18 protein-coding genes and 2 pseudogenes are annotated in these 19,776 nt (G+C 69.1%); 13 read left to right on the top strand and 7 right to left on the bottom strand.

The annotated features are described in order from the left end of the window. Positions 1-106 precede the first annotated feature (106 nt). The 5 genes from OG936_RS16660 to OG936_RS16640 all read right to left on the bottom strand — a co-directional run bounded on the left by OG936_RS16660 (position 107) and on the right by OG936_RS16640 (position 8,108). Positions 107-844: a DUF4232 domain-containing protein gene (locus OG936_RS16660; protein ID WP_406495608.1), complete on the bottom strand. Its 738-nt coding sequence runs from the start codon at positions 842-844 to the stop codon at positions 107-109. Between the two features lie 168 nt (positions 845-1,012). Beyond that, complete coding sequence (locus OG936_RS16655; protein ID WP_406495606.1) at positions 1,013-3,982, bottom strand: BTAD domain-containing putative transcriptional regulator; 2,970 nt, start codon at positions 3,980-3,982, stop codon at positions 1,013-1,015. 118 nt (positions 3,983-4,100) lie between these two features. Further along, on the bottom strand, positions 4,101-5,399 hold the full coding sequence (locus tag OG936_RS16650; protein WP_406495604.1) for a M18 family aminopeptidase: 1,299 nt from the start codon (positions 5,397-5,399) through the stop codon (positions 4,101-4,103). An 80-nt stretch (positions 5,400-5,479) separates the two neighbouring features. Then, positions 5,480-6,175, bottom strand: coding sequence for a hypothetical protein (locus OG936_RS16645; RefSeq protein WP_406495602.1), 696 nt, complete (start codon positions 6,173-6,175; stop codon positions 5,480-5,482). A 106-nt stretch (positions 6,176-6,281) separates the two neighbouring features. Further along, positions 6,282-8,108: an acyl-CoA dehydrogenase gene (locus OG936_RS16640; protein WP_406495600.1), complete on the bottom strand. Its 1,827-nt coding sequence runs from the start codon at positions 8,106-8,108 to the stop codon at positions 6,282-6,284. Positions 8,109-8,280: 172 nt separating this feature from the next. Here OG936_RS16640 and OG936_RS16635 point away from each other — a divergent pair, with 172 nt between their 5' ends. The 10 genes and pseudogenes from OG936_RS16635 to OG936_RS16590 all read left to right on the top strand — a co-directional run bounded on the left by OG936_RS16635 (position 8,281) and on the right by OG936_RS16590 (position 15,308). Beyond that, a complete protein-coding gene (locus tag OG936_RS16635; RefSeq protein ID WP_072487501.1) occupies positions 8,281-8,721 on the top strand; it encodes an SseB family protein in 441 nt (146 codons plus the stop codon). 148 nt (positions 8,722-8,869) lie between these two features. Next, complete coding sequence (locus OG936_RS16630; RefSeq protein WP_383752158.1) at positions 8,870-9,826, top strand: pirin family protein; 957 nt, start codon at positions 8,870-8,872, stop codon at positions 9,824-9,826. Between the two features lie 50 nt (positions 9,827-9,876). Further along, positions 9,877-10,956, top strand: coding sequence for an AI-2E family transporter (locus OG936_RS16625; protein ID WP_383752160.1), 1,080 nt, complete (start codon positions 9,877-9,879; stop codon positions 10,954-10,956). A 184-nt stretch (positions 10,957-11,140) separates the two neighbouring features. Further along, complete coding sequence (aspS, locus tag OG936_RS16620; protein WP_406495599.1) at positions 11,141-12,925, top strand: aspartate--tRNA ligase; 1,785 nt, start codon at positions 11,141-11,143, stop codon at positions 12,923-12,925. 276 nt (positions 12,926-13,201) lie between these two features. Next, entirely contained in the window at positions 13,202-13,435 is a 234-nt protein-coding gene (locus OG936_RS16615) for a type II toxin-antitoxin system VapB family antitoxin (protein WP_406495597.1), read from the top strand. Continuing rightward, positions 13,432-13,839, top strand: a complete 408-nt coding sequence (locus OG936_RS16610) for a PIN domain nuclease (RefSeq protein WP_406495596.1) — start codon at positions 13,432-13,434, stop codon at positions 13,837-13,839. Before OG936_RS16615 ends, OG936_RS16610 begins: the two co-directional genes overlap by 4 nt. Before the next feature lie 14 nt (positions 13,840-13,853). Next, a pseudogene (locus OG936_RS16605) lies at positions 13,854-14,138 on the top strand (amino acid--tRNA ligase-related protein); the annotation flags it as partial. Positions 14,139-14,262: 124 nt separating this feature from the next. Beyond that, positions 14,263-14,979 carry a DUF5753 domain-containing protein gene (locus OG936_RS16600; RefSeq protein ID WP_406495594.1) on the top strand — a complete coding sequence of 239 codons (717 nt, stop codon included), beginning with the start codon at positions 14,263-14,265 and terminating at the stop codon, positions 14,977-14,979. A gap of 10 nt (positions 14,980-14,989) precedes the next feature. Then, positions 14,990-15,190, top strand: a complete 201-nt coding sequence (locus OG936_RS16595) for a DUF397 domain-containing protein (protein WP_406495593.1) — start codon at positions 14,990-14,992, stop codon at positions 15,188-15,190. 22 nt (positions 15,191-15,212) lie between these two features. Continuing rightward, the gene (locus tag OG936_RS16590) at positions 15,213-15,308 is read left to right on the top strand and encodes a DUF397 domain-containing protein (RefSeq protein ID WP_406500472.1); all 96 of its coding nucleotides are present in this window, start codon (positions 15,213-15,215) and stop codon (positions 15,306-15,308) included. 227 nt (positions 15,309-15,535) lie between these two features. On the opposite strand, the gene OG936_RS16585 is transcribed toward OG936_RS16590, so the two are convergent. Both OG936_RS16585 and OG936_RS16580 read right to left on the bottom strand, forming a co-directional pair. Then, entirely contained in the window at positions 15,536-16,006 is a 471-nt protein-coding gene (locus OG936_RS16585; RefSeq protein ID WP_406495591.1) for a hypothetical protein, read from the bottom strand. A 44-nt stretch (positions 16,007-16,050) separates the two neighbouring features. Continuing rightward, positions 16,051-17,262 carry an amidase domain-containing protein gene (locus OG936_RS16580; RefSeq protein WP_406495589.1) on the bottom strand — a complete coding sequence of 404 codons (1,212 nt, stop codon included), beginning with the start codon at positions 17,260-17,262 and terminating at the stop codon, positions 16,051-16,053. 345 nt (positions 17,263-17,607) lie between these two features. On the opposite strand from OG936_RS16580, the pseudogene OG936_RS16575 reads away from it, so the two are divergent. From OG936_RS16575 to OG936_RS16565, 3 genes and pseudogenes are all read left to right on the top strand, one after another. After that, positions 17,608-17,874, top strand: a pseudogene (locus OG936_RS16575) (dioxygenase); the annotation flags it as partial. A gap of 225 nt (positions 17,875-18,099) precedes the next feature. Further along, a complete protein-coding gene (locus tag OG936_RS16570) occupies positions 18,100-18,912 on the top strand; it encodes a L,D-transpeptidase family protein (RefSeq protein ID WP_406495587.1) in 813 nt (270 codons plus the stop codon). Between the two features lie 63 nt (positions 18,913-18,975). Then, entirely contained in the window at positions 18,976-19,560 is a 585-nt protein-coding gene (locus OG936_RS16565) for a Uma2 family endonuclease (protein ID WP_406495585.1), read from the top strand. Positions 19,561-19,776: the final 216 nt, after the last annotated feature.

Genomic DNA, 19,776 nt, shown 5'->3' with positions numbered 1-19,776 from the left:
GCGCGCGGAGCCCCGGACACGGAGGGCCTTCTGCGCCGGGTGCGGTGTGTGCGGAGGGGCAGGGGCCGCGTCCCGCGGGGCTCGTCCTACGGCCCGGCTCAGCGGGTCAGGAGGTGCCCGCCTGCTTCATGGAGCTCACCGCTTCGGCGACCGTGCTCCGGTACAGGCCGAGCTTCGGGTCGAGCACCTTCACATCGGGGCCGAGCTCGAAGTTCTGCGTCTCCGCGTTGGGCATGTGGTCGTCGTCGGCGAGCACGTTCATCTCGTTGATCCAGGTCAGGCCGTTCGCACCGCTCGGGTTGAGGTCGATCACGGCGATGGCGGCCGTCTTGGGCTTAACCGGGTACGCGGGTGCGCCGCCGAGGCCGCCGGGAACGGTCGGCTGGATGTCGGAGCTGTGGTCCGAGGCATTCGCGGCGCCCAGGCTGACCCGCGGGAAGTAGCTCAGGCCGCAGGAGTTCGCGCCGACGTTGTTGACCTCGATCACCTGCTGGGTGGCCGAGCCCTCGCGGGGGTACACGCGCACCGACAGGTCCCCGCTCTTGCACGGGTGCTTGTAGGCGTAGCTGTCGCTGGTGTCGCCGCCCGCCGTACCGCTGCCGCCCGCCGTACCGCTGCCGCCCGTGGTGCTGCCGCCCGTGGTGCCGCTGCCCTTGGCGGTGTCGGTGTTTGCGGCGGAGGTGTCCTTCGGAGTCTCCGGCGAAGAGGCGGCTGCGGAGTTGCCCGACGCCGGGCTGGCGGACTTCGTACCGGAGTCGTCCCCATCGCAGGCGGTCAGGGCCAGGGCGAGCACCGCGGTGGTCGCGGCGGCGAGGACAGTGGTGCGGTTGCGGAGCGTGCTCATGGAATTTCCCCGAGTGTGACGGTGCGGCGGACGCCTGGTCATTGGCGAGCGCCACTGACCTGCTGACATGTATGAGTCTGGGGTGCGTCGCTCATGTTCCGCTGGCGTCCCGCTGACGTCCCGCTGACGTCCGGGACCGCCACTCTCACGTCACCGAGGGTGAGCGGCTCAGCCGCCGTTGATGAGCCGCCGGACCGCCTCGTCGTACCGTTTGCGGTACTCCGTCCGTGCCGTGATCCGTAGCAGCGCTTCGAGGGCCCGAACCGCGCCCTCGTCGTAACCGGCGGTTTCCGCCTCCCTCGCCGCCAGGTCCAGCAGCCGGATGCCGTCGTCCTCCTCGCCGAGTGCCAGCCGGGCCTCGCCGCTGACGGTCAGCAGCAGCATCCGGAGCGTGGTCTCCTCGTGCTCGGGCCCGAGGTCGAGTGCCGTCCGGGCGGAGTTCAGGGCGTCCTGCGGGCGGTCGGCGGTGAGCTGCATCCGGGCGAGGTGCTGCAGGGCGAGCATCTCGGTGTGCGCGTCGGATTCCTCGCGGGCCAGGCCGACGGCCTGTTCGCAGCCCTCCAGCGCCAGGTCGAGCCCGCCCTGTTCGGCCTGGACGATGGCCAGGTTGATCAGCGCCGTCGCCTCGCCGAGCCGGTCTTCGGCCTGCCGGGCGAGGGCGGGCGAGCGCTCCAGCAGGGCGACGGCCTCGGCGTACCTGCCCTCCTCGGTCAGCACCCAGCCCAGCAGATTGAGCACCCGAGACTCGGCATACGGATCGTTCTCGGCACGGGCGGAGTCCAGGGCCAGTTCCAGCAGCGGGGCCCAGCCGTCCCGGACCCGCCACACCACCTGCGGCCACTGGAGCAGGATGATCCGCCAGGCCCGGTCGTCGAGCCCGGCGGTCCGGGCCGCGACGGCGGCCAGGGCCAGATCGTCGCGTTCGGCGGCCAGCCAGCTCATCGCCGCCGCCCGGTCGGTGAAGTCCCTGACGGCGGCGGGGCGGTGGTAGCCGTCCGGCAGGACGAAGCAGGGCTCGCCGCCGGGTTCGGCCGTGTCGGCGGCGGCGAGCGCGGTGGCTATGTAGTGGTCGAGGACGCAGACGAGGGCCTCGGGTCCGCACGCGGGGTCCAGGCCGCGCGCGTAGAGGCGGACCAGATCGTGCAGTCCCCAGCGGCCGGGTGCCGTTTCGGTGACGAGGTGGGCGGTGGCGAGCCGTTCCAGCGCCGCGGCGGCGGCGACCGGGTCCGTGCCGGCGAGTGCGGCGGCGGTGTGCGGGTCGAAGTGGCTGCCGGGGTGGTGGCCGAGCCGGGTGAACTGGTGGACGGCGTCCGGCGGAAGCTGTTGCACGGTCAGCCGCAGCGCGGCCGAGACACCGGTGTCGTCGACGTCGAGGTACGTCAGCCGGCTGCGTTCGTCTGCCAGTTCGTCGGCCATCCCGGCCAGCGTCCGCTGCGGACGTCCGGCAAGCCGGGCCGCGGTGACGCGCAGGGCGAGCGGCAGTCCGCCGCAGAGGCCGGCGAGCCGGCGGGCGGCAACGGGTTCGGCGAGGACCCGTTCCTCGCCGAGCACACCGGCCAGCAGGGCCGTGCCGTCCTGCGGTTCGAGTACGTCGAGCGGGACGGGGCGGGCCGCCTCCGAGGCGATGAGACCTTCCAGCCGGTGCCGGCTGGTGACCAGCGTGACGCAGTCGGTGCCACCCGGCAGCAGGGGCCTGACGGTGGCGGAGTCGCGGGCGTTGTCGAGGACGACGAGCAGTCGGCGCCGGTCGGTCAGGGACCGGAAGAGCGCGGCCGCTGCGGGCACGGACTCGGGGACGCGGCGCAGTGCGACGCCGAGCGCCAGCAGGAACTCGCGCAGGACCTCGATCAGCGCGGGCTCTCCGGTGTCGCTGAACCCGCGCAGATCGGCGAAGAGCCGTCCGTCCGGGAAGGCGGCGGGGTTGCGGTGTGCCCACTGCAGGGCCAGCGCGGTCTTTCCCACGCCGGCCGGTCCGGTGACCAGACAGACGGGTGCCTCGCCCGCCGCGGCTCGGGTGAGCGCGGCCAGTTCGGGGACCCGGCCGTGGAAGCCGCGGGGTGCGCGGGGCAGTAGGTCGGTGGGGTGCGGCTCCCCGACGAGGGGCGGCGGAGCCAGGGGACAGAGCGGAGGAGGCGGGCCGGGCGTGCTGTCTGTACGAAACCCGGCCCCGGCTCCCGTACCGGCTCGCGCTCCGGCTTCCGTAAGGGCTCCGGCCCCGGCCTTCGTACCGGCTACCGGCCAGGTTTCCGTACCGGCTCCGACGCCGGCCCCGGCTCCCGTACTGGCTCGTCCTCCGGCTTCCGGCCGGACACCGGCTCCTGTCCCGGCGCCTCTTCCCCCCGTACCGCTGCTCAGGACCCACGAGCGGTCGGCCGGTTCGACGCGCTCGTCCGTGCCGGGCTCGCCGCGCAGGATCAGCGCGTACGCGTCGGCGAGTTCGTGGCCCGGGTCGATCCCCAGCTCATCGGCGAGCAGCCGCCGCGTGCGGTGGAACCAGTCCAGCGCCTCCGACTGACGCCCCGCCCGGTACAGCGCCGTCATCAGCGCCGCCGCCAGCGACTCCCGCATCGGATGGGCGACCGCTTCCGCCCGCAGCACCGACGCCGCCCGGCTGTGTTCCCCCAGCGCCGTGTAGGCGCATGCCAGTTGCTCGACCGCGGCCAGCCGCGACTCCTCCAGCGATTGCGCGGCGGCCTGGAGCGGCGGGCCGGCGAACGCGCCGGTGAGCGCCGGGCCCTGCCACAGGGACAGGGCCTCCTTGAGCATCAGCACGGCGTCGGCGACGCTGCGCTGTTCCCGCGCCAGGACCAGCAGTTCCTCGAACCGCTGTGAGTCCAGCAGGGTTTCCGGCAGCCGCAGCACGTATGCGTCGCCGAGCGTGATCAGTTCCACCCCGTACGCCTCCGCGTCCGCGCCCACCAGGAGGGCGCGCAGCCGCGACACATGCCCCTGGATGACGCTGCGGGCGTGCAGCGGCGGCTCGTCGTCCCACAGGGAGTCCGTCAACCGGCCGACGGATATGGGAGTGTTGGCGGACAGCAGCAACGCGGCCAGCAGGCTGCGGCGTTTGGCCGGGCCGAGCGGCAACGGCCCGGTGCCAGTGTCGACGGAGACGGTGCCGAGCAGCCGGAACTCCACGTACCGGTTCCCTTCCGGGCGAGGTGCACCCGAGATGGGGGCACGGGCAATGACCCAGGGTATCGGGGGTGCCGTGGAGCCGGCGAAGGGTTGCGCCCGGTCGGCGCGGCCGGCGCGCTCAGCCCATCAGGAAAGCCGCCACCGCGTTGGCCAGCAGGTACGGGTCGTCCGCGCCGCACAGTTCACGGGCGCTGTGCATCGACAGGATCGCGACGCCGATGTCCACGGTCTGAATGCCGTGCCGGGCGGCGGTGATCGGGCCGATCGTGGTGCCGCACGGCATCGAGTTGTTGGAGACGAACGTCTGCCACGGCACGTCCGCCTTCCGGCACGCCGCCGCGAACACGGCCCGGCCGCTGCCGTCGGTCGCGTACCGCATGTTGACGTTGACCTTGAGGATCGGTCCGCCGTTGACCACCGGGTGGTGGGTCGGGTCGTGGCGCTCGGCGTAGTTGGGGTGGATCGCGTGGCCGGTGTCGGAGGAGAGACAGACGGTCCCGGCGAAGGCCCGGGCGCGGTCCTCGTACGTACCGCCGCGGGCGAAGACGGAACGCTCCAGGACCGTGCCGAGCAGCGGTCCGTCGGCGCCGGTGTCGGACTGCGAGCCGTTCTCCTCGTGGTCGAAGGCGGCCATGACCGGGATGTACGGGAGCTCGGAGTCCGGCTGCCCGGCGACGGCGGCGAGCGCGGCGGTCGCCGCGTGCACGGAGAGCAGGTTGTCCATCCGGGGCCCGGCCAGCAGCTCGCGGTCCCGGCCCAGGTAGGCGGGCGGCTCGACGGGGTGCGGCATCAGGTCCCAGCCGGTCACGTCCGCGGCGTCGACGCCCGCCTCCTCGGCGACGAACCGGATCAGGTCGCCCTCCTCGACGTCCCCGAGCCCCCAGATCGGCTGCATGTGCTTCTGCCGGTCGAGCTTCAGCCCGTCGGGGTTGGCCGACCGGTCCAGATGCACGGCCAGCTGCGGTACGCGCAGGAGCGGCCGGTCGATGTTCACCAGCCGGTGCGTGCCGTCGCGCAGCGAGATGCGGCCGGCGAGGCCGAGGTCACGGTCGAGCCAGGTGTTGAGGAGCGTTCCGCCGTAGATCTCCACGGCGACCTGCCGCCAGCCGTACGCCCCCGTGTCGGGCAGCGGCTTGACCCGCAGGTTCGGCGAGTCGGTGTGCGCTCCGACGATCCGGTACGGGGTGTGCGCCGCGGCGCCCTCCGGCACGTACCAGGCGACGATCGCACCGCCGCGCAGGACGTACTTCCCGCCGCTGGTGCCGTCCCAGGCCGCGGTCTCCTCGACCTGGCGGAATCCGGCCTTCTCCAGCCGCTCGGCCGCGGTGGCCACGGCGTGGTACGGGGAGGGGGAGGCCATCAGGAAGGCCATCAGGTCGTCGGTGTGACCGCGGTCGAAGCGGGGGGAGGAACTCATGTTCTTCACTGTAACGAGGCCGGACGGGGCGGCTTCACCGTCGTCCCCGGCCGCCGCGGGCGCTGTACGCGGTCGCCCGCTCAGTGGCCGGGGATCGCGGCGGAGGGCTTCTCACCGTTCTGGGCCTGCTGCACGCGCTTGGCGAACAGGGCGGCGATGTGCTTCGGGAAGTCCTTGTCGAGCCGGTCCGCGGCCACGGTTGACCCGGAGGCGCCGATCCAGAGGATGGCGGTGCCCACCCGGATCTGGCCGGTGACCGCTTCGCCGTGCCGCCCGGCCGGTCCGGCGGAGGCGGCGCGCTGCCGGCCCACTGTGCCGAGGTCGACGTTCTCGGTGCCCGACTTGTGCCAGGCGTCCCGCCACAGCACCTCGTACGCGGCCTTGGCGTCCAGCTCGTCCTGGTAGGTGAGCAGCCAGAACCGGGCCTCGGCCTTGCCGTCGTCGCGCCGGAAGGCGGTTGAGCCGAAGAAGCGGGAGCGTTCGCAGCCCTGGGTGCCCGCACCGGGACAGAACTGGCTCTCCATCATCTTGGTGTCCATGGAGCCCGAGGTCGGCCGCTCGGTCACCTGCCAGCCGGGCATCGCGGCCTGGTCCGGCAGCACCGCCTTGACCTGGTCCTCGGCGAGCCAGGCCGCCTTGGTGTCGCCACCGGAGCCTGCGTCCGCGCCGCCGCAGGCCGCGAGGAGCAGCGTCGCGCAGGCGGCCGCCGTGGCCCGCACGGCCATGACTCCGGTCCAGGTACGCCGCGTGGACCGTGCGGCTCCGGTGGAACTCACGTGTGGGCCTCCCCCTCAGGACTCGGATGCCGATCATAGGGACATGACAACGCCGCCGCCCGAACGGTCTCGGGCGGCGGCGTTGTCGTATCCGGCGGGTCGGAGCCTAGAACGCGGCCTCGTCCAGCTCCATCAGCGAGTTGTCGACGGACTCGGCGAGCGCCCGCTCGGTGGAGACGCCCGGCAGGACGTTCGCGGCGAAGAACTTCGCTGCGGCGATCTTGCCCCGGTAGAAGGCGACGTCCTTCGCGGCGGCGGTCGGCAGCTTCTCGGCCGCGACGGTCGCGCCCTTGAGCAGCAGGTAGCCGACGGCGACATCGCCGGAGGCCATCAGCAGGCGGGTGGTGTTGAGGCCCACCTTGTAGATGTTCTTGACGTCCTCGCCGGTCGCGGTCAGGTCGGTGATCATCGTGCCGGCGATCGCCTCCAGGTCCACGGCCGCCTTGGCGAGCGAGTCCAGCGCACCGGACAGCTCCTCGTTGCCCTGGGCGCCCGAGAGGAACTTCTTGATCTCCTCGGAGAGCGCGTTGAGCGAGGCGCCCTGGTCGCGGACGATCTTCCGGAAGAAGAAGTCCTGGCCCTGGATCGCCGTCGTGCCCTCGTACAGTGTGTCGATCTTGGCGTCACGGATGTACTGCTCGATCGGGTACTCCTGGAGGTACCCGGAGCCGCCGAACGTCTGGAGCGACTGCGCCAGCTGCTCGTACGACTTCTCGGAGCCGTAGCCCTTCACGATCGGGAGCAGCAGGTCGTTGAGGCCGTGCAGTGCCTTGGCGTCCTCGCCGGCGGCCTCCTTCTCCTGGATCGCGTCCTGGACGGAGGCGGTGTAGAGCACGAGGGAGCGCATGCCCTCCGCGTACGCCTTCTGCGTCATGAGGGAGCGGCGCACGTCGGGGTGGTGCGTGATGGTGACCTTGGGGGCGGTCTTGTCCATGAACTGCGACAGGTCCGTGCCCTGGACGCGCTCCTTGGCGTACTCCAGCGCGTTCAGGTAGCCGGTCGAGAGGGTCGCGATGGCCTTCGTGCCGACCATCATGCGGGCGAACTCGATGATGCGGAACATCTGGCGGATGCCGTCGTGCCTGTCGCCGATCAGCCAGCCCTTGGCGGGGTGCTGGTCGCCGAACGTCATCTCGCAGGTGTTGGACGCCTTGAGGCCCATCTTGTGCTCGACGTTCGTCGCGTACACGCCGTTGCGCTCGCCCAGCTCGCCGGTGGTCCAGTCGAAGTGGAACTTCGGGACCATGAAGAGCGAGAGGCCCTTGGTGCCGGGGCCGGCGCCCTCGGGGCGGGCCAGTACGTAGTGGATGATGTTCTCGGACATGTCGTGCTCGCCCGAGGTGATGAAGCGCTTCACACCCTCGATGTGCCAGGAGCCGTCCTCCTGCTCGACGGCCTTCGTACGGCCCGCGCCGACGTCCGAACCGGCGTCCGGCTCGGTCAGCACCATCGTCGATCCCCACTGCTTCTCGACGGCGATCTCGGCGATCTTCTTCTGCGCCTCGTTGCCCTCGTCGAAGAGGATGCCGGCGAACGCCGGGCCGGAGGAGTACATCCAGACGGCCGGGTTCGAGCCGAGCAGCAGCTCCGCGTAGCCCCAGATCAGGGAGCGCGGGGAGGTGGTGCCGCCGATCTCCTCGGGCAGGCCCAGACGCCAGTACTCGGAGTCCATGAACGCCTGGTACGACTTCTTGAAGGTCTCCGGGACCGGTGCGGTGTTGGTCTCCGGGTCGAAGACCGGCGGGTTGCGGTCGGCGTCGGCGAAGGAGTCGGCCAGCTCGTTCTCCGCGAGGCGGGCGACCTCGTCGAGGATGCTCTTCGCCGTCTCGACGTCCATCTCGGCGAACGGGCCGGTGCCGTACGTCTTGTCGCGCCCGAGGACCTCGAAGAGGTTGAACTCGATGTCGCGGAGATTCGACTTGTAGTGCCCCATGGGAAGGCTCCGTAATCAATAGCAGTGGCGTGCAGCACCCCGGGAAGGGGCGTGGGCCGGGTGGGCGACGAGCTGGCGGTGCGCATATCAGCTGACCTCTACGATGATGCTACCCGCCAGTAATAAGACGCAACCCCCCAAGGGCCTGATGTGTCCGATTACTCTTTGCGGCATGTACGGCTACGACCAGAACCCCGGCGCACAGCAGCAGATGGGTGGCGGCTACGGCGAGCAGCCGCTGTATCCCGAACCCTCGCCGCCGTCCCTGGGGGACGCGGTACGGGCCTTCACGACCGGCTCGCTGTCCGCCGAGGACTTCCAGCAGATCTTCGCGACGTCGAAGGTCTACTGCCCGCGCGGCGACAACCCCGGATTCCTCGCGCTGCACAACACCCAGCAGCCGGTGATCCCGATGTTCACCACGCTCAAGGAGCTGCGGCTGTACGCGGGCAAGGAGTCCAAGTACTTCGTGATCACCGGGGCCGAGGTGATCGACCTGCTGCCGACCGGCTACGGCTTCGTCCTCGACATGGAGGGCGAGCACCGCATGGTCTTCGACGCCAAGGCCGTGGAGCAGATGGTCGACTTCGCGATGCGCCGTATGTACGGCTGACCTCGGGTCTTCGTTCGAGAAGGGGCCCGTACCGCCAGGTACGGGCCCCTTCTCGTCGTGGTGGCCGGGGTGCGGGAATGAATGCCGCCTTGCGGGATGTTCACCATTCAACTAAATTGAGCTCACGACAATCCCGGAGGTGGCTCCCATGCCCGCAGTGACCGTCGAAAACCCGCTGACCCTGCCCAAGGTCGCCGCCTCGGGCGACGCCACGGCCCGTCCCGTGCTCGCCGTCACCACGGCGCCGAGCGGATTCGAGGGCGAAGGCTTCCCGGTTCGCCGCGCGTTCGCCGGGATCAACTACAAGTACCTCGACCCGTTCATCATGATGGATCAGATGGGTGAGGTGGAGTACCAGCCCGGAGAGCCGAAGGGCACCCCGTGGCACCCGCACCGCGGCTTCGAGACCGTGACGTACCTGATCGACGGAACCTTCGTCCACCAGGACAGCAACGGCGGCGGCGGCACCATCCAGAACGGTGACACCCAGTGGATGACGGCCGGATCCGGCCTCCTCCACATCGAGGCGCCGCCGGAGTCCCTCGTGATGTCGGGCGGCCTCTTCCACGGGCTGCAGCTCTGGGTGAACCTGCCCAAGGCCGACAAGATGATGGCCCCCCGCTACCAGGACATCCGCGGCGGCCAGGTCCAGCTCCTCGCCTCCCCGGACGGCGGCGCGCTGCTCCGCGTCATCGCCGGTGAGCTCGACGGGCACGAGGGTCCGGGGATCACCCACACCCCGATCACGATGATCCACGCCACCGTGCGCCCCGGCGCCGAGGTGACCCTGCCCTGGCGCGAGGAGTTCAACGGACTCGCGTACGTCCTCGCCGGGCGTGGCACCGTCGGCGCGGAGCACCGCCCCGTCCACATGGGGCAGACCGCGGTCTTCGGCGCCGGTTCCTCGCTGACCGTCCGCGCGGACGAGAAGCAGGACGGCAACACCCCGGACCTGGAGGTCGTCCTGCTCGGCGGCCGTCCGATCCGTGAGCCGATGGCGCACTACGGGCCGTTCGTGATGAACAGTCAGGCCGAACTGAAGCAGGCCTTCGAGGACTTCCAGGCCGGTCGCCTCGGTACGGTGCCCGCCGTCCACGGAATGTGACACTCGCGGACGGAGTGGACATCACACCTGCACCGTGATCGGGTGGGAGGGTGCAGACCCCGAATCCCCTCCTGCCCGACGGCGCGCGGCGCGCAGCCGCATGGTGCGGTGTCGTTCTCCTCGTCACCGGGGTTGCCGCCGTCGCGGTCTGGCTGTGCATCATCTTCAAGACCGCGGTCACCCCCGTTCTGCTCGCGCTGCTCGGTACGGCGCTGCTCGGCCCGGTCCACAGCTGGCTGACCGCCCGCGGAATGCACCGCTCGCTGGCCGCGGGGCTCACCTGCGCCCTGCTCGTCGCGGTGGTCGGCGGCGCCGGATACATCGTCGTCACCGCGCTCGTCGACACCGGCGACCAGATCATCCGGTCGCTGAAGGACGCCGGGCAGTGGATCATCGACCACTTCGGGATCAGCAAGAACACCAATGTGGACGACCTCGTCGCCAACGCCCAGAAGCTCGTCGAGAAGTTCGGCGCGAGCGCCGCGGGCGGAATCCTGTCCGGGATCAGCCTGATCGGCTCGCTGATCGCGACCAGCGTCCTCGCCCTCCTGCTGACCTTCTTCTTCCTGCGCGACTCCGACAAGGCCGTGCGGCTCGCCCACTCCGTCGCCCCGCGCGGTACCGGGGACCTGGTCGAGGCCATGGGGCGGCGGGCCTTCGAAGCCGTCCAGGGCTTCATGCGCGGCACCACGTTCATCGCGCTGATCGACGCCGTCTGCATCACGGCCGGTCTGCTGATCCTGCGGGTGCCGGGCGCGGTGGGGCTCGGTGCGCTGGTCTTCGTCGGCGCCTACATCCCCTACCTCGGGGCGTTCCTCTCCGGCGCGGTCGCGATCCTGGTCGCGCTCGCCGACCGGGGGTTCGTGATCGCACTGTGGGCGCTGGGGGTCGTGCTCGCCGTACAGGTCCTGGAGGGCCATGTGCTCCAGCCGATGATCCAGAGCCGTACGGTCCAGATGCACCCGGCCACCATCATGATCGCGATCACCGCGGGCGCCAGTGTGGCGGGCCTGCTGGGCATGCTGCTCGCGGTGCCGGCCTGCGCGGCGGCCTTCGGCATCCTCGGCGAACTGCGCGGAGAGCGTCCCGGGCCGCCCGGTGCTCAGCCTTCCGCCCCGTCCGGCGTGTGACGGGGCGGCCGGGCCCTTCCCGGTCCGTTCGGCGGTGGTCCGGCACTCTCCGGGCGGGGCCCGTCGTCCCTCCGTCCGGTGCCGGATGATCTTGAAATGTCAATGTCAATGATTTGGTACGGGTACGGGCGGTAGCCTGGGGAGGCTGAATCCACCCCGAACCGCGAAGACTGGATGAACGAGAATGCATCGGTACAGGTCCCACACCTGCGGCGAGCTCCGCGCCTCTGACGTCGGCACCGACGTCCGGCTGAGCGGCTGGCTGCACAATCGCCGAGACCTGGGCGGCATCCTCTTCATCGATCTGCGCGACCACTACGGTCTGGTGCAGCTCGTCGCCCGTCCCGGCACCCCCGGCAACGAGGCCCTGGCGAAGCTCACCAAGGAGACCGTCGTACGGATCGACGGCAAGGTCTCCGCGCGCGGCGCCGACAACGTGAACCCGGAGCTCCCGACCGGCGAGATCGAGATCGAGGTCACCGAGGTCGAGGTGCTGGGCGAGGCCGCCCCGCTGCCCTTCACGATCAACGCCGAGGACGGGGTCAACGAGGAGCGGCGCCTGGAGTACCGCTTCCTCGACCTGCGCCGCGAGCGCATGCACCGCAACATCATGCTGCGCTCGGCCGTCATCGCCTCGATCCGCGCCAAGATGGTGGCGCTCGGCTTCAACGAGATGGCGACCCCGATCCTCACCGCGACGTCCCCCGAGGGCGCCCGCGACTTCGTCGTCCCGTCCCGCCTGAACCCGGGCAAGTTCTACGCCCTGCCCCAGGCCCCGCAGCAGTTCAAGCAGCTGCTGATGATCTCCGGCTTCGACCGCTACTTCCAGATCGCGCCGTGCTTCCGCGACGAGGACGCCCGCGCCGACCGTTCGCCCGGTGAGTTCTACCAGCTCGACGTCGAGATGTCGTTCGTCGAGCAGGAGGACGTCTTCCGTCCGATCGAGAAGCTGATGACCGAGCTCTTCGAGGAGTTCGGCAACGGCCGCCACGTCACCTCGCCGTTCCCGCGCATCCCGTTCCGCGAGGCGATGCTGAAGTACGGCAACGACAAGCCGGACCTGCGCGCCCAGCTGGAACTGGTCGACATCTCCGACATCTTCGCCGACTCGGAATTCAAGGCGTTCGCCGGCAAGCACGTCCGCGCCCTCCCGGTCCCGGACACCGCCGGCCAGTCCCGGAAGTTCTTCGACGGCCTCGGTGACTACGCCGTCCAGCACGGCGCCAAGGGCCTGGCCTGGGTCCGCGTCGGTGAGGACGGCGGCCTCACCGGCCCGATCGCCAAGTTCCTCACCGAGACCGACATCAAGACCCTCACCGAGCGTCTGGCTCTCGCCCCCGGCCACGCGGTCTTCTTCGGCGCGGGCGAGTTCGACGAGGTCTCGAAGATCATGTCCGCCGTCCGCGTCGAGGCCGCCAAGCGCGCCGGCCACTTCGAGGAGGGCGTCTTCCGGTTCTGCTGGGTCGTCGACTTCCCGATGTTCGAGAAGGACGAGGACACGGGGAAGATCGACTTCTCCCACAACCCCTTCTCGATGCCCCAGGGCGGCATGAAGGACCTGGAGGAGAAGGACCCCCTCGACATCCTCGCCTGGCAGTACGACATCGTCTGCAACGGCATCGAGCTGTCCTCCGGCGCCATCCGCAACCACGAGCCCGACGTGATGCTCAAGGCCTTCGAGATCGCCGGCTACGACCGCGAGACCGTCGAGCACGAGTTCGCGGGCATGCTCCGCGCCTTCCGCCTCGGCGCCCCGCCGCACGGCGGCATCGCCCCGGGCGTCGACCGCATCGTGATGCTCCTGGCCGACGAGCCCAACATCCGCGAGACGATCGCCTTCCCGCTCAACGGCAACGCCCAGGACCTGATGATGGGCGCCCCGACGGAGCTGGACGAGTCCCGCCTGCGCGAGCTGAACATCCAGCTGCGCAAGCCTGCGGCGACGGCAAAGGAAAAGACGGAGAAGTAGTCACCCGTTCCTTCTCCTGGTTCCACGTGAAACAGCCCCCGGCCGGGGTCGGCCGGGGGCTGTCCGCGATTTCCGGCGGGTGCGGGGTCGGTGCGCGGCCTCCACGACACCTCGTTCCACGGGCGGCTCCGAACTCGTGCGGAGTACGTCAGTCTCCAGCGAAGTGGTAGCCACCCCAGGACCAACCCTGCATGCGGGGGCGTAGGCGGCAGCCGTACAAATGTTGGTGATGTACCTTGTCTGTGTACATGGTGTATCCGAGTGGGGATGGTGAGCATGTCCGTAACCCAGATCGACCTGGATGACGAGGCGCTGGCCGAGGCGATGCGTCTGATGGGTGTGACGACGAAGAAGGAGACCGTCAACGCGGCTCTGCGGGATTATGTGGCTCGCATCAGAAGGCTTGAGGCTGCCGAGAAGCTGGCCCAGCGGGGCGAGCGCGGTGAGTTCGAGAAGGCCGCAGCTGCGTACGACGCTGCTAAGCGCGCGCGGCGGGCGGCCTTTGAGTGATCACATATCTTGTTGACACCTCTGCACTGTGGCACCTTTTTCGTACCCCAGGGGCGCTGCGCCCGTGGGAGGGGCACATCGCCGCCGGGGTGTTCCGTATGTGCGAGCCCACGCGCACCGAGTTCCTGTACTCGGCCACCAGCCCGGCTCACCGCGACGAGTTGGCCGGAGAGCTGGATGATCTCTGCCAGCTCTCGCCGGTTCCCAAGAATGCGTGGCGCTGGGTCGATACGGCCCAGTACAAGCTCACGCAGCACGGGCAGCACCGCGCCGCGGGAGCCATCGATCTATTGGTGTGTGCGACAGCGGTCCATCACGGTCACACCGTGCTCCACGTGGACAACGACTTCGCCACAGTGGCGGCGGTGCTCAAGGAAGTGCAGCAGCGGGACGTACGAGCTTGACCCGTCCGGCAGCCGCCGGCTACGACCGCGAGACCGTCGAGCACGAGTTCGCGGGCATGCTCCGCGCCTTCCGCCTCGGCGCCCCGCCGCACGGCGGCATCGCCCCGGGCGTCGACCGCATCGTTATGCTCCTGGCCGACGAGCCCAACATCCGCGAGACGATCGCCTTCCCGTTCAACGGCAACGCCCAGGACCTGATGATGGGCGCCCCGACGGAGCTGGACGAGTCCTGCCTGCGCGAGCTGAACATCCAGCTCCGCAAGCCGGCGGCGACGGCAAAAGGCAAGACGGAGAAGTAATCACCCGGTTCCTTCTCCTGGTTCCACGTGAAACAGCCCCCGGCCGGGGGCTGTTCGCTGAGCGCGCCCGCGCCCTGCCTCGCGCAGCGCCGCCCGCCCGGAGCGCTCAGCCAAGATCTCCAGCATGGAGGCCGGCCGGGTCGGGGTCAGTGCCGAACGGGTCCGGCACTTGGCCAACCAGTACACATGTAGCGATATCCCTCTCGTCAACGCATTGGTGAACATGGCGACCGAGCGCGAGCGGGGCTGGTGGGATGCGTACCGGGGGAAGGTGCCGTCCGGCTACTTGGACCTGGCGGAGCTTGAGCACCACGCGACGTATGTGAAGACCTTCGAGAGCGTGCACGTTCCAGGCCTTTTGCAGACTGAGCAGCAGATCCGGGCCATCTTCTCGGCGACGGTGCCGAGGCTGTCCTCGGACGAGCTGGAGACGCGGGTCCGGTTCCGGTTGCGACGACAGGAGGCTGTTGTCGATGGGCGGATCGGCCACTATGAAGCGGTGATCCACGAGGCGGCCCTTCGAATCCGGGTCGCTGACCGCGATGTCGCCCGCAGCCAGTTGTTGCATATCCTGGATCGTTCCGACCTGCCGCACGTCACGGTGAGGGTCATCCCCTTCGACGTGGACGGCTTCGCTGGTATGGGAGATCCGCTTGTGTACGCGGGCGGCCCTGTCCAGGCTCTCGACACCGTACTCATGGACACCCCACATGGTGGTGCCTTTCTGGACGCGGAGGCCCAAGTTGTTCGATACCGGGAGGTGATGCGGAAGCTGGAGGTGTTGGCGCTGTGCGACGTAGAGTCGAAGGACTTCATTCACCGCCTATTGCGAAGCAGTTGAGGGGCCCGGCATGGCACAGGACATCGCGTGGCAGAAGTCGTCGTTCTCCGGTGGTGGCGACTCGTCAAACTGTGTCGAGCTGGCAGCGGCTGCTGGCCGGATCCGACTACGGGAGAGTGACGATCCCTGCACGGAACTGGTGACCCTGCCTGTGGCACTGACCCAGCTCTTCAGCCGGATCAAAGCAGGGCACATACCCAGGGCACTCTGAGTAGTGAGGCGTAGGGAGCCGACTGCTTGTTCACAGCAAGTCGTCGTACTCCGACGGCGCCGGCAACAACTGCGTCGCGGTCGCCGACCTCACCGGCACGGCGTACGCAGGTTTGTGATTTACGACAGCAAGGACACACAGGGTCCTGCGCTGCTCGTCGCGTCGGCCTCATTCGCTGCGTTCATCCAGGTTGTCCGGCGCGGACCCTCCGGACGGTAGAGGCTACGCGCTCCGGTCGCCGAGCCTGCGGATGGTCGATGCGTAGCGTGATGGCCCACCTTGAACGTGCTGAGGTGGGCCATCAGTTGGAGAGCGGGCGTCCACGCCCCCTCGTGGGTGCTGGGGTCAGCCGGACACGGACTTCGACGGGCCGGCGCCGCCGGACGGCTTACCCGTCTCGGCCGGTGTCTTTCCGCTCTGGTCCTGCTTCGGCGCCGGCAGAATGGTGAGGTGCCACTTCCCGCCATCGCGGGTGATTGTGAGACTCTCGTTGTAGTCGGCGCCCTTGCTGTCCTTGGCGGTGATTTTCGCGGACCCGACATCGGGGCCGAGATCGTAGTTGATCTGGATGTCGTCGACCTTGAGGCCGCGGCCGCCCTTTTCCTTGATGACCTTCTCGGCATCCCGCTCAGCGGCCGGGTCGGTTGCCCCGTCCAGCTTCAGCAGGGCGCCCGTGTCACGTTCGTTGAGCGCGGTGATGTACGCCTCGACCGTCTCGCGGTCACCGCTCGCCTTCGGCTCGGAGTCGCCGCTGTCGCACCCGGCCAGGGCGAGCAGCGCGGCGAGGGTGACGCTGGCGAAGTAGCGCCTGTTCATGTGTCCCTCACAGGTGGTTCAGCCTGGATGCCAGGCAGGGGTCTTCAGGTCCGGTGTGCGTACCAGGCAGCGTTCGGGTGGTCGGCGAGCAGCTTGCGGAGGCTCTTGTTGTGGGTGTTTCCCGTGTGATAGGTGAGATATGGGGTGCCTTTGTAGAGCTTGGTGACGACCATGGTGTGATCGATGATGTTGTCGTTCCGCGGCTTCCAGTTCGCCTGGAGCACGTCGGCGGAAGCGAGCTTCCAGACATTGTTGAGGGACTTGGTCCGTTTGGAGTGCTTCACCGCGAACCAGTACCAGTTCTCGGCACCCGCCCACGTGTAGCTGGTGGTCCAAGTGTGGCTTGCATAGAACCACTTCTTGTTGTCCTTGCGGCTGGCGAAGCTGCCGGAGGTTGCCTTCCAGCCGCCGGCCCGCATCACCTGGGAGACGAAGTTCGTGCAGTCGTTTCCGTAGGTGCGATAGTCGTTGCTCGGCGTCTTCCAGTACTTGTTTGCGTAGCGCACCATGGCGCTGTAGTTGTACGAAGTGGTTGCGGAAGCCTCGGCATCAGGGGTGACCTTCGGATCAACCGAGCTGCTGGGCAGTTCGGTTGTCGCGGAGGCCGTGCCCTTGTCGCCTTCGTTCTCCGAGTCCGGAGCTGGGGCGTCGGTAGGTTCAGCGATCTGAGTGCTCGGCACGGGCCCGCCATCGAGCTCGGCCTTGTCCGCTGCGAGCAGCCATGCGCCGGACGTGTCCCGCGTGAACGTCAGTGTGTGGGGGACTGAGTACTCCTCGTACTCCGGCGCCCCGTCGGCCACCTCGGCTGCGGTGAACGGCAGATGGAGGCGGCCGTTCTCGGTGATGTGCGAGGTCGTGGTGTCCCCGTTGGTGGTCGTGTCGAGCACGGTCACGTCGACCTCGGCGTGCGTATAGCCTCCGTCGGCCTTCTTGTAGACGTTGCCCTTTCGAGCCAGTGCGGCGAGGTCGCTCTGTAGTTCGGCCCTCATCGGCCCCGTGGCCGCGGACAGGACGTCAGCCGAACGCAACCGTGCCGGGTTCGTCGTCACCGCGTCGGCCCGCTGCTGCAGGTAGCGCTCGGCCAGCTGAGAGAGTTGGTCTGAATCCGGCGTTGTCGAAGGTTGGTCCGCAGAATCCGCTGATGCGGTGGTGCCGGCGGACAGTAGCGTTGCGGCTAATGCCGAGACGACGATGCGTCTGCGCAATGGGCGCATGCGCATGTTTCCCCCAGGAGCTTGATGACTGATCGCGGTCAAAGATGTCTTGGCATGAGGAACCGTTCACTGTGCGAAACGGTCCTGTCCGAGATCGATGCTGACGTTGACCGATAAGGGCTGCTGGAGATCCGGTGGGTGGTATGTAGTTGAGTTCGCAAACAGAGCGCTCTCGGCGGAACGGGGATCGTGGGCGTGTCGGCGAGGGTGAAAATGACGTGGGCTGAGCCGGGCATAGGATCCGCCGGTGACGACACAGAATCGCTTCCGAATGACCTTCGATGGTCGCTGGTACGCCCTCGCCGTGGACGGCCAGGATGTGCGCAGGCACGTTGCCGCGGTTGAGGTCTGCACCCTCACACACGACTGCCCCGCGCCGTGCTGCACGCCGGGTACGAGGGCGGGCAGACCTGCCACACCGGGCAGTTCTTCTTCGCAGAGTCCGCGGTCCTCGACTCGGCGGAGATCGAACCGTACTCGACCAGCACCACCACCCGTACCACCCTCACCGAGGACACCATCTACGACCGGAGCGGGGTCACGGGCGGGCTGATGGAGCTCTCGTACCGCAAGCGGCACATGGCGCGGGGTGGCGTCGGCTCGATCACGATGGGGGTGGCCCCGGACGAGACGCACGACGGCACGGATCTCTGACCTGTCCTCAGGCCTCCGTTTCCCCACGGGTGGGAAGGGCCGGAACCTACACGGCCGACATGGTTCCGGGCCTCTTTCAGGTGCGTGTCCGGTGGGCGGTACGGCCGTATGGCCCACGTGCGGATTCGCGCATCGACGACGCGGCGTTAACTGGGTTCGGCGGGACGAAGCATGACGGGGAGCCCCGCCCGTGCCGTCTTCACCCACGACCGCTGAGGAGTGCCCGTGTCCGCGAACCGTCCATCGGCCGCCCGGCGTCCCTCGTACGCCATCTGTGCCGGAACGATTCTGCTGCTTACCGCCTGCGGCAATACCTCCGAGACCGCCGGCGGCACCCACGAGGTCCGGGCGGCGGCCTCGGCTTCCGCCGGTGTCGCGGGTCCACAAGCCGCCGGGGACCGGAGGCGGGCCGCCCCCGGTCCGTACGCGCCACGCGTCGTACCCCGTGAGATCCCCGCGCTGGGGTCGCGCACCAGGGGCGGGATCCCGGCGGACGCCCGGCAGGCGCTCGTCGTCACGGGCGATTCCTACGACTCCAGCCTGTCCACCGCGGTCCTCTATACCCGTGACGATCCCGCCGCGGGCTGGCGCGCGGCCACGGGCCGCTGGCCGGCCCACAATGGCCTGAACGGCTGGACCGACGAGCACTGGGAGGGCGACCTCCGCACCCCGGTGGGGGTCTACGGGCTGACGGCGGCGGGCGGCCGCTTCGAACCCCCGGAGACCGCGTTCCCGTACGAACAGCGCCCGGAGTTCGCGGTGAGCGGTGAAGGGTTCGAGGGGGAGACCTTGGAGGGTTCCTTCGACTATGTCGTCGCCGTCGACTACAACCGGGTCCCCGGCGCCTCCCCGCTGGACCCGGAGCGCCCGCTCGGCAAGGAACGTGGTGGCGGCATCTGGATCCATGTGGACCACGGCGGACCGACCCAGGGCTGCATCTCGCTCCCCGAGAACCGGATGAGGGAACTGCTCCGCATCCTCGACCCGGAGAAGAAGCCGGTCGTCGTCATAGGGGACGCGGAGGGGCTGGAGCGGTGAACCGGGCACGGGCCGGGTGGCGGGCCCGTACGTTGGAAGCAGTCCGGTTTCCTTCAGGAGGCAGTGACGAGTGTGGTTGAGGAGAGTGTGCTGACCCAGGAGGTCTTCGAGGACCTCGCCCGCCGCGCCATACGCACCGAAGAAGCACTGCGTCTGGAGTTCGTGAACGGAAAACCGGGGGTCAAGGCTGCGCCGGACGGGGATCACGGGCGGATCATCGAATGGCTGACGCGCCTTTGCATGCAGGCCGATCCGGACCGTTGGCTCTACGCCGAACAGGGCCTTCGAATCGAGACGTACCGCAAGGGGAACGCCCGCCCGGACGGTGCGCTCGCCCGCAGTGGCGCCTTCGTCGGCCAGGGCGAGTGGGCCGGCCCCGACGGTGTCCTGATGGTCGTCGAGGTCACCTCGTACGACGAGGACGCCAACCGCCGGGACCGCGTCGAGAAGCCGCGTGCGTATGCCGAGACCGGCATTCCCGTCTACCTGCTGATCGACCGTGCAACCTGCGAGGTCAAGGTGCACTCGCAGCCCGACGGCGTGCGGTACGAGCAGGTGGTGACGGTTCCGTACGGGAAGACTGTCGAACTGCCCGACCCCGTGGGCATCGAACTGGACACGGAGCCGCTGAAGAACTGGGTCCGCTGACCCGAAGGCGGCGGAGCAGTGGAAAAGGCCGGGACCGCTCGTGTCGTCCCGGCCTTTCCTGTGCGTTGCGCCGGCTTCTCCTCCGGGCGGGGGAACAGCACCGCGCCCTTCGTCACCGTCGCCCACCGGGAGGCGACCCCAGGTGCCCACGTCCTGTGCGCGCTGGTCGGACGACGCGCCCGTCGCGAGGCGGGCCCGGCCCTCCGGGGCCCCCGC

Origin of the sequence: Streptomyces sp. NBC_00846 (assembly GCF_045207325.1) — a bacterium.
Classification (GTDB): Bacteria; Actinomycetota; Actinomycetes; order Streptomycetales; family Streptomycetaceae; genus Streptomyces.
The sequence above is the reverse complement of the archived record's forward strand: the minus strand, read 5'-3'. Positions and strand labels throughout refer to the sequence as shown.

Bases quoted from the DNA above. Each gene is read 5' to 3' on its own strand.
- OG936_RS16660 (WP_406495608.1), bottom strand. From the start codon at position 844: ATGAGCACGCTCCGCAACCGCACCACTGTCCTCGCCGCCGCGACCACC.
- OG936_RS16650 (WP_406495604.1), bottom strand. From the start codon at position 5,399: ATGAGTTCCTCCCCCCGCTTCGACCGCGGTCACACCGACGACCTGATG.
- OG936_RS16640 (WP_406495600.1), bottom strand. From the start codon at position 8,108: ATGGGGCACTACAAGTCGAATCTCCGCGACATCGAGTTCAACCTCTTC.
- OG936_RS16635 (WP_072487501.1), top strand. From the start codon at position 8,281: ATGTACGGCTACGACCAGAACCCCGGCGCACAGCAGCAGATGGGTGGC.
- OG936_RS16630 (WP_383752158.1), top strand. From the start codon at position 8,870: ATGCCCGCAGTGACCGTCGAAAACCCGCTGACCCTGCCCAAGGTCGCC.
- aspS (WP_406495599.1), top strand. From the start codon at position 11,141: ATGCATCGGTACAGGTCCCACACCTGCGGCGAGCTCCGCGCCTCTGAC.
- OG936_RS16615 (WP_406495597.1), top strand. From the start codon at position 13,202: ATGTCCGTAACCCAGATCGACCTGGATGACGAGGCGCTGGCCGAGGCG.
- OG936_RS16600 (WP_406495594.1), top strand. From the start codon at position 14,263: ATGGAGGCCGGCCGGGTCGGGGTCAGTGCCGAACGGGTCCGGCACTTG.
- OG936_RS16595 (WP_406495593.1), top strand. From the start codon at position 14,990: ATGGCACAGGACATCGCGTGGCAGAAGTCGTCGTTCTCCGGTGGTGGC.
- OG936_RS16585 (WP_406495591.1), bottom strand. From the start codon at position 16,006: ATGAACAGGCGCTACTTCGCCAGCGTCACCCTCGCCGCGCTGCTCGCC.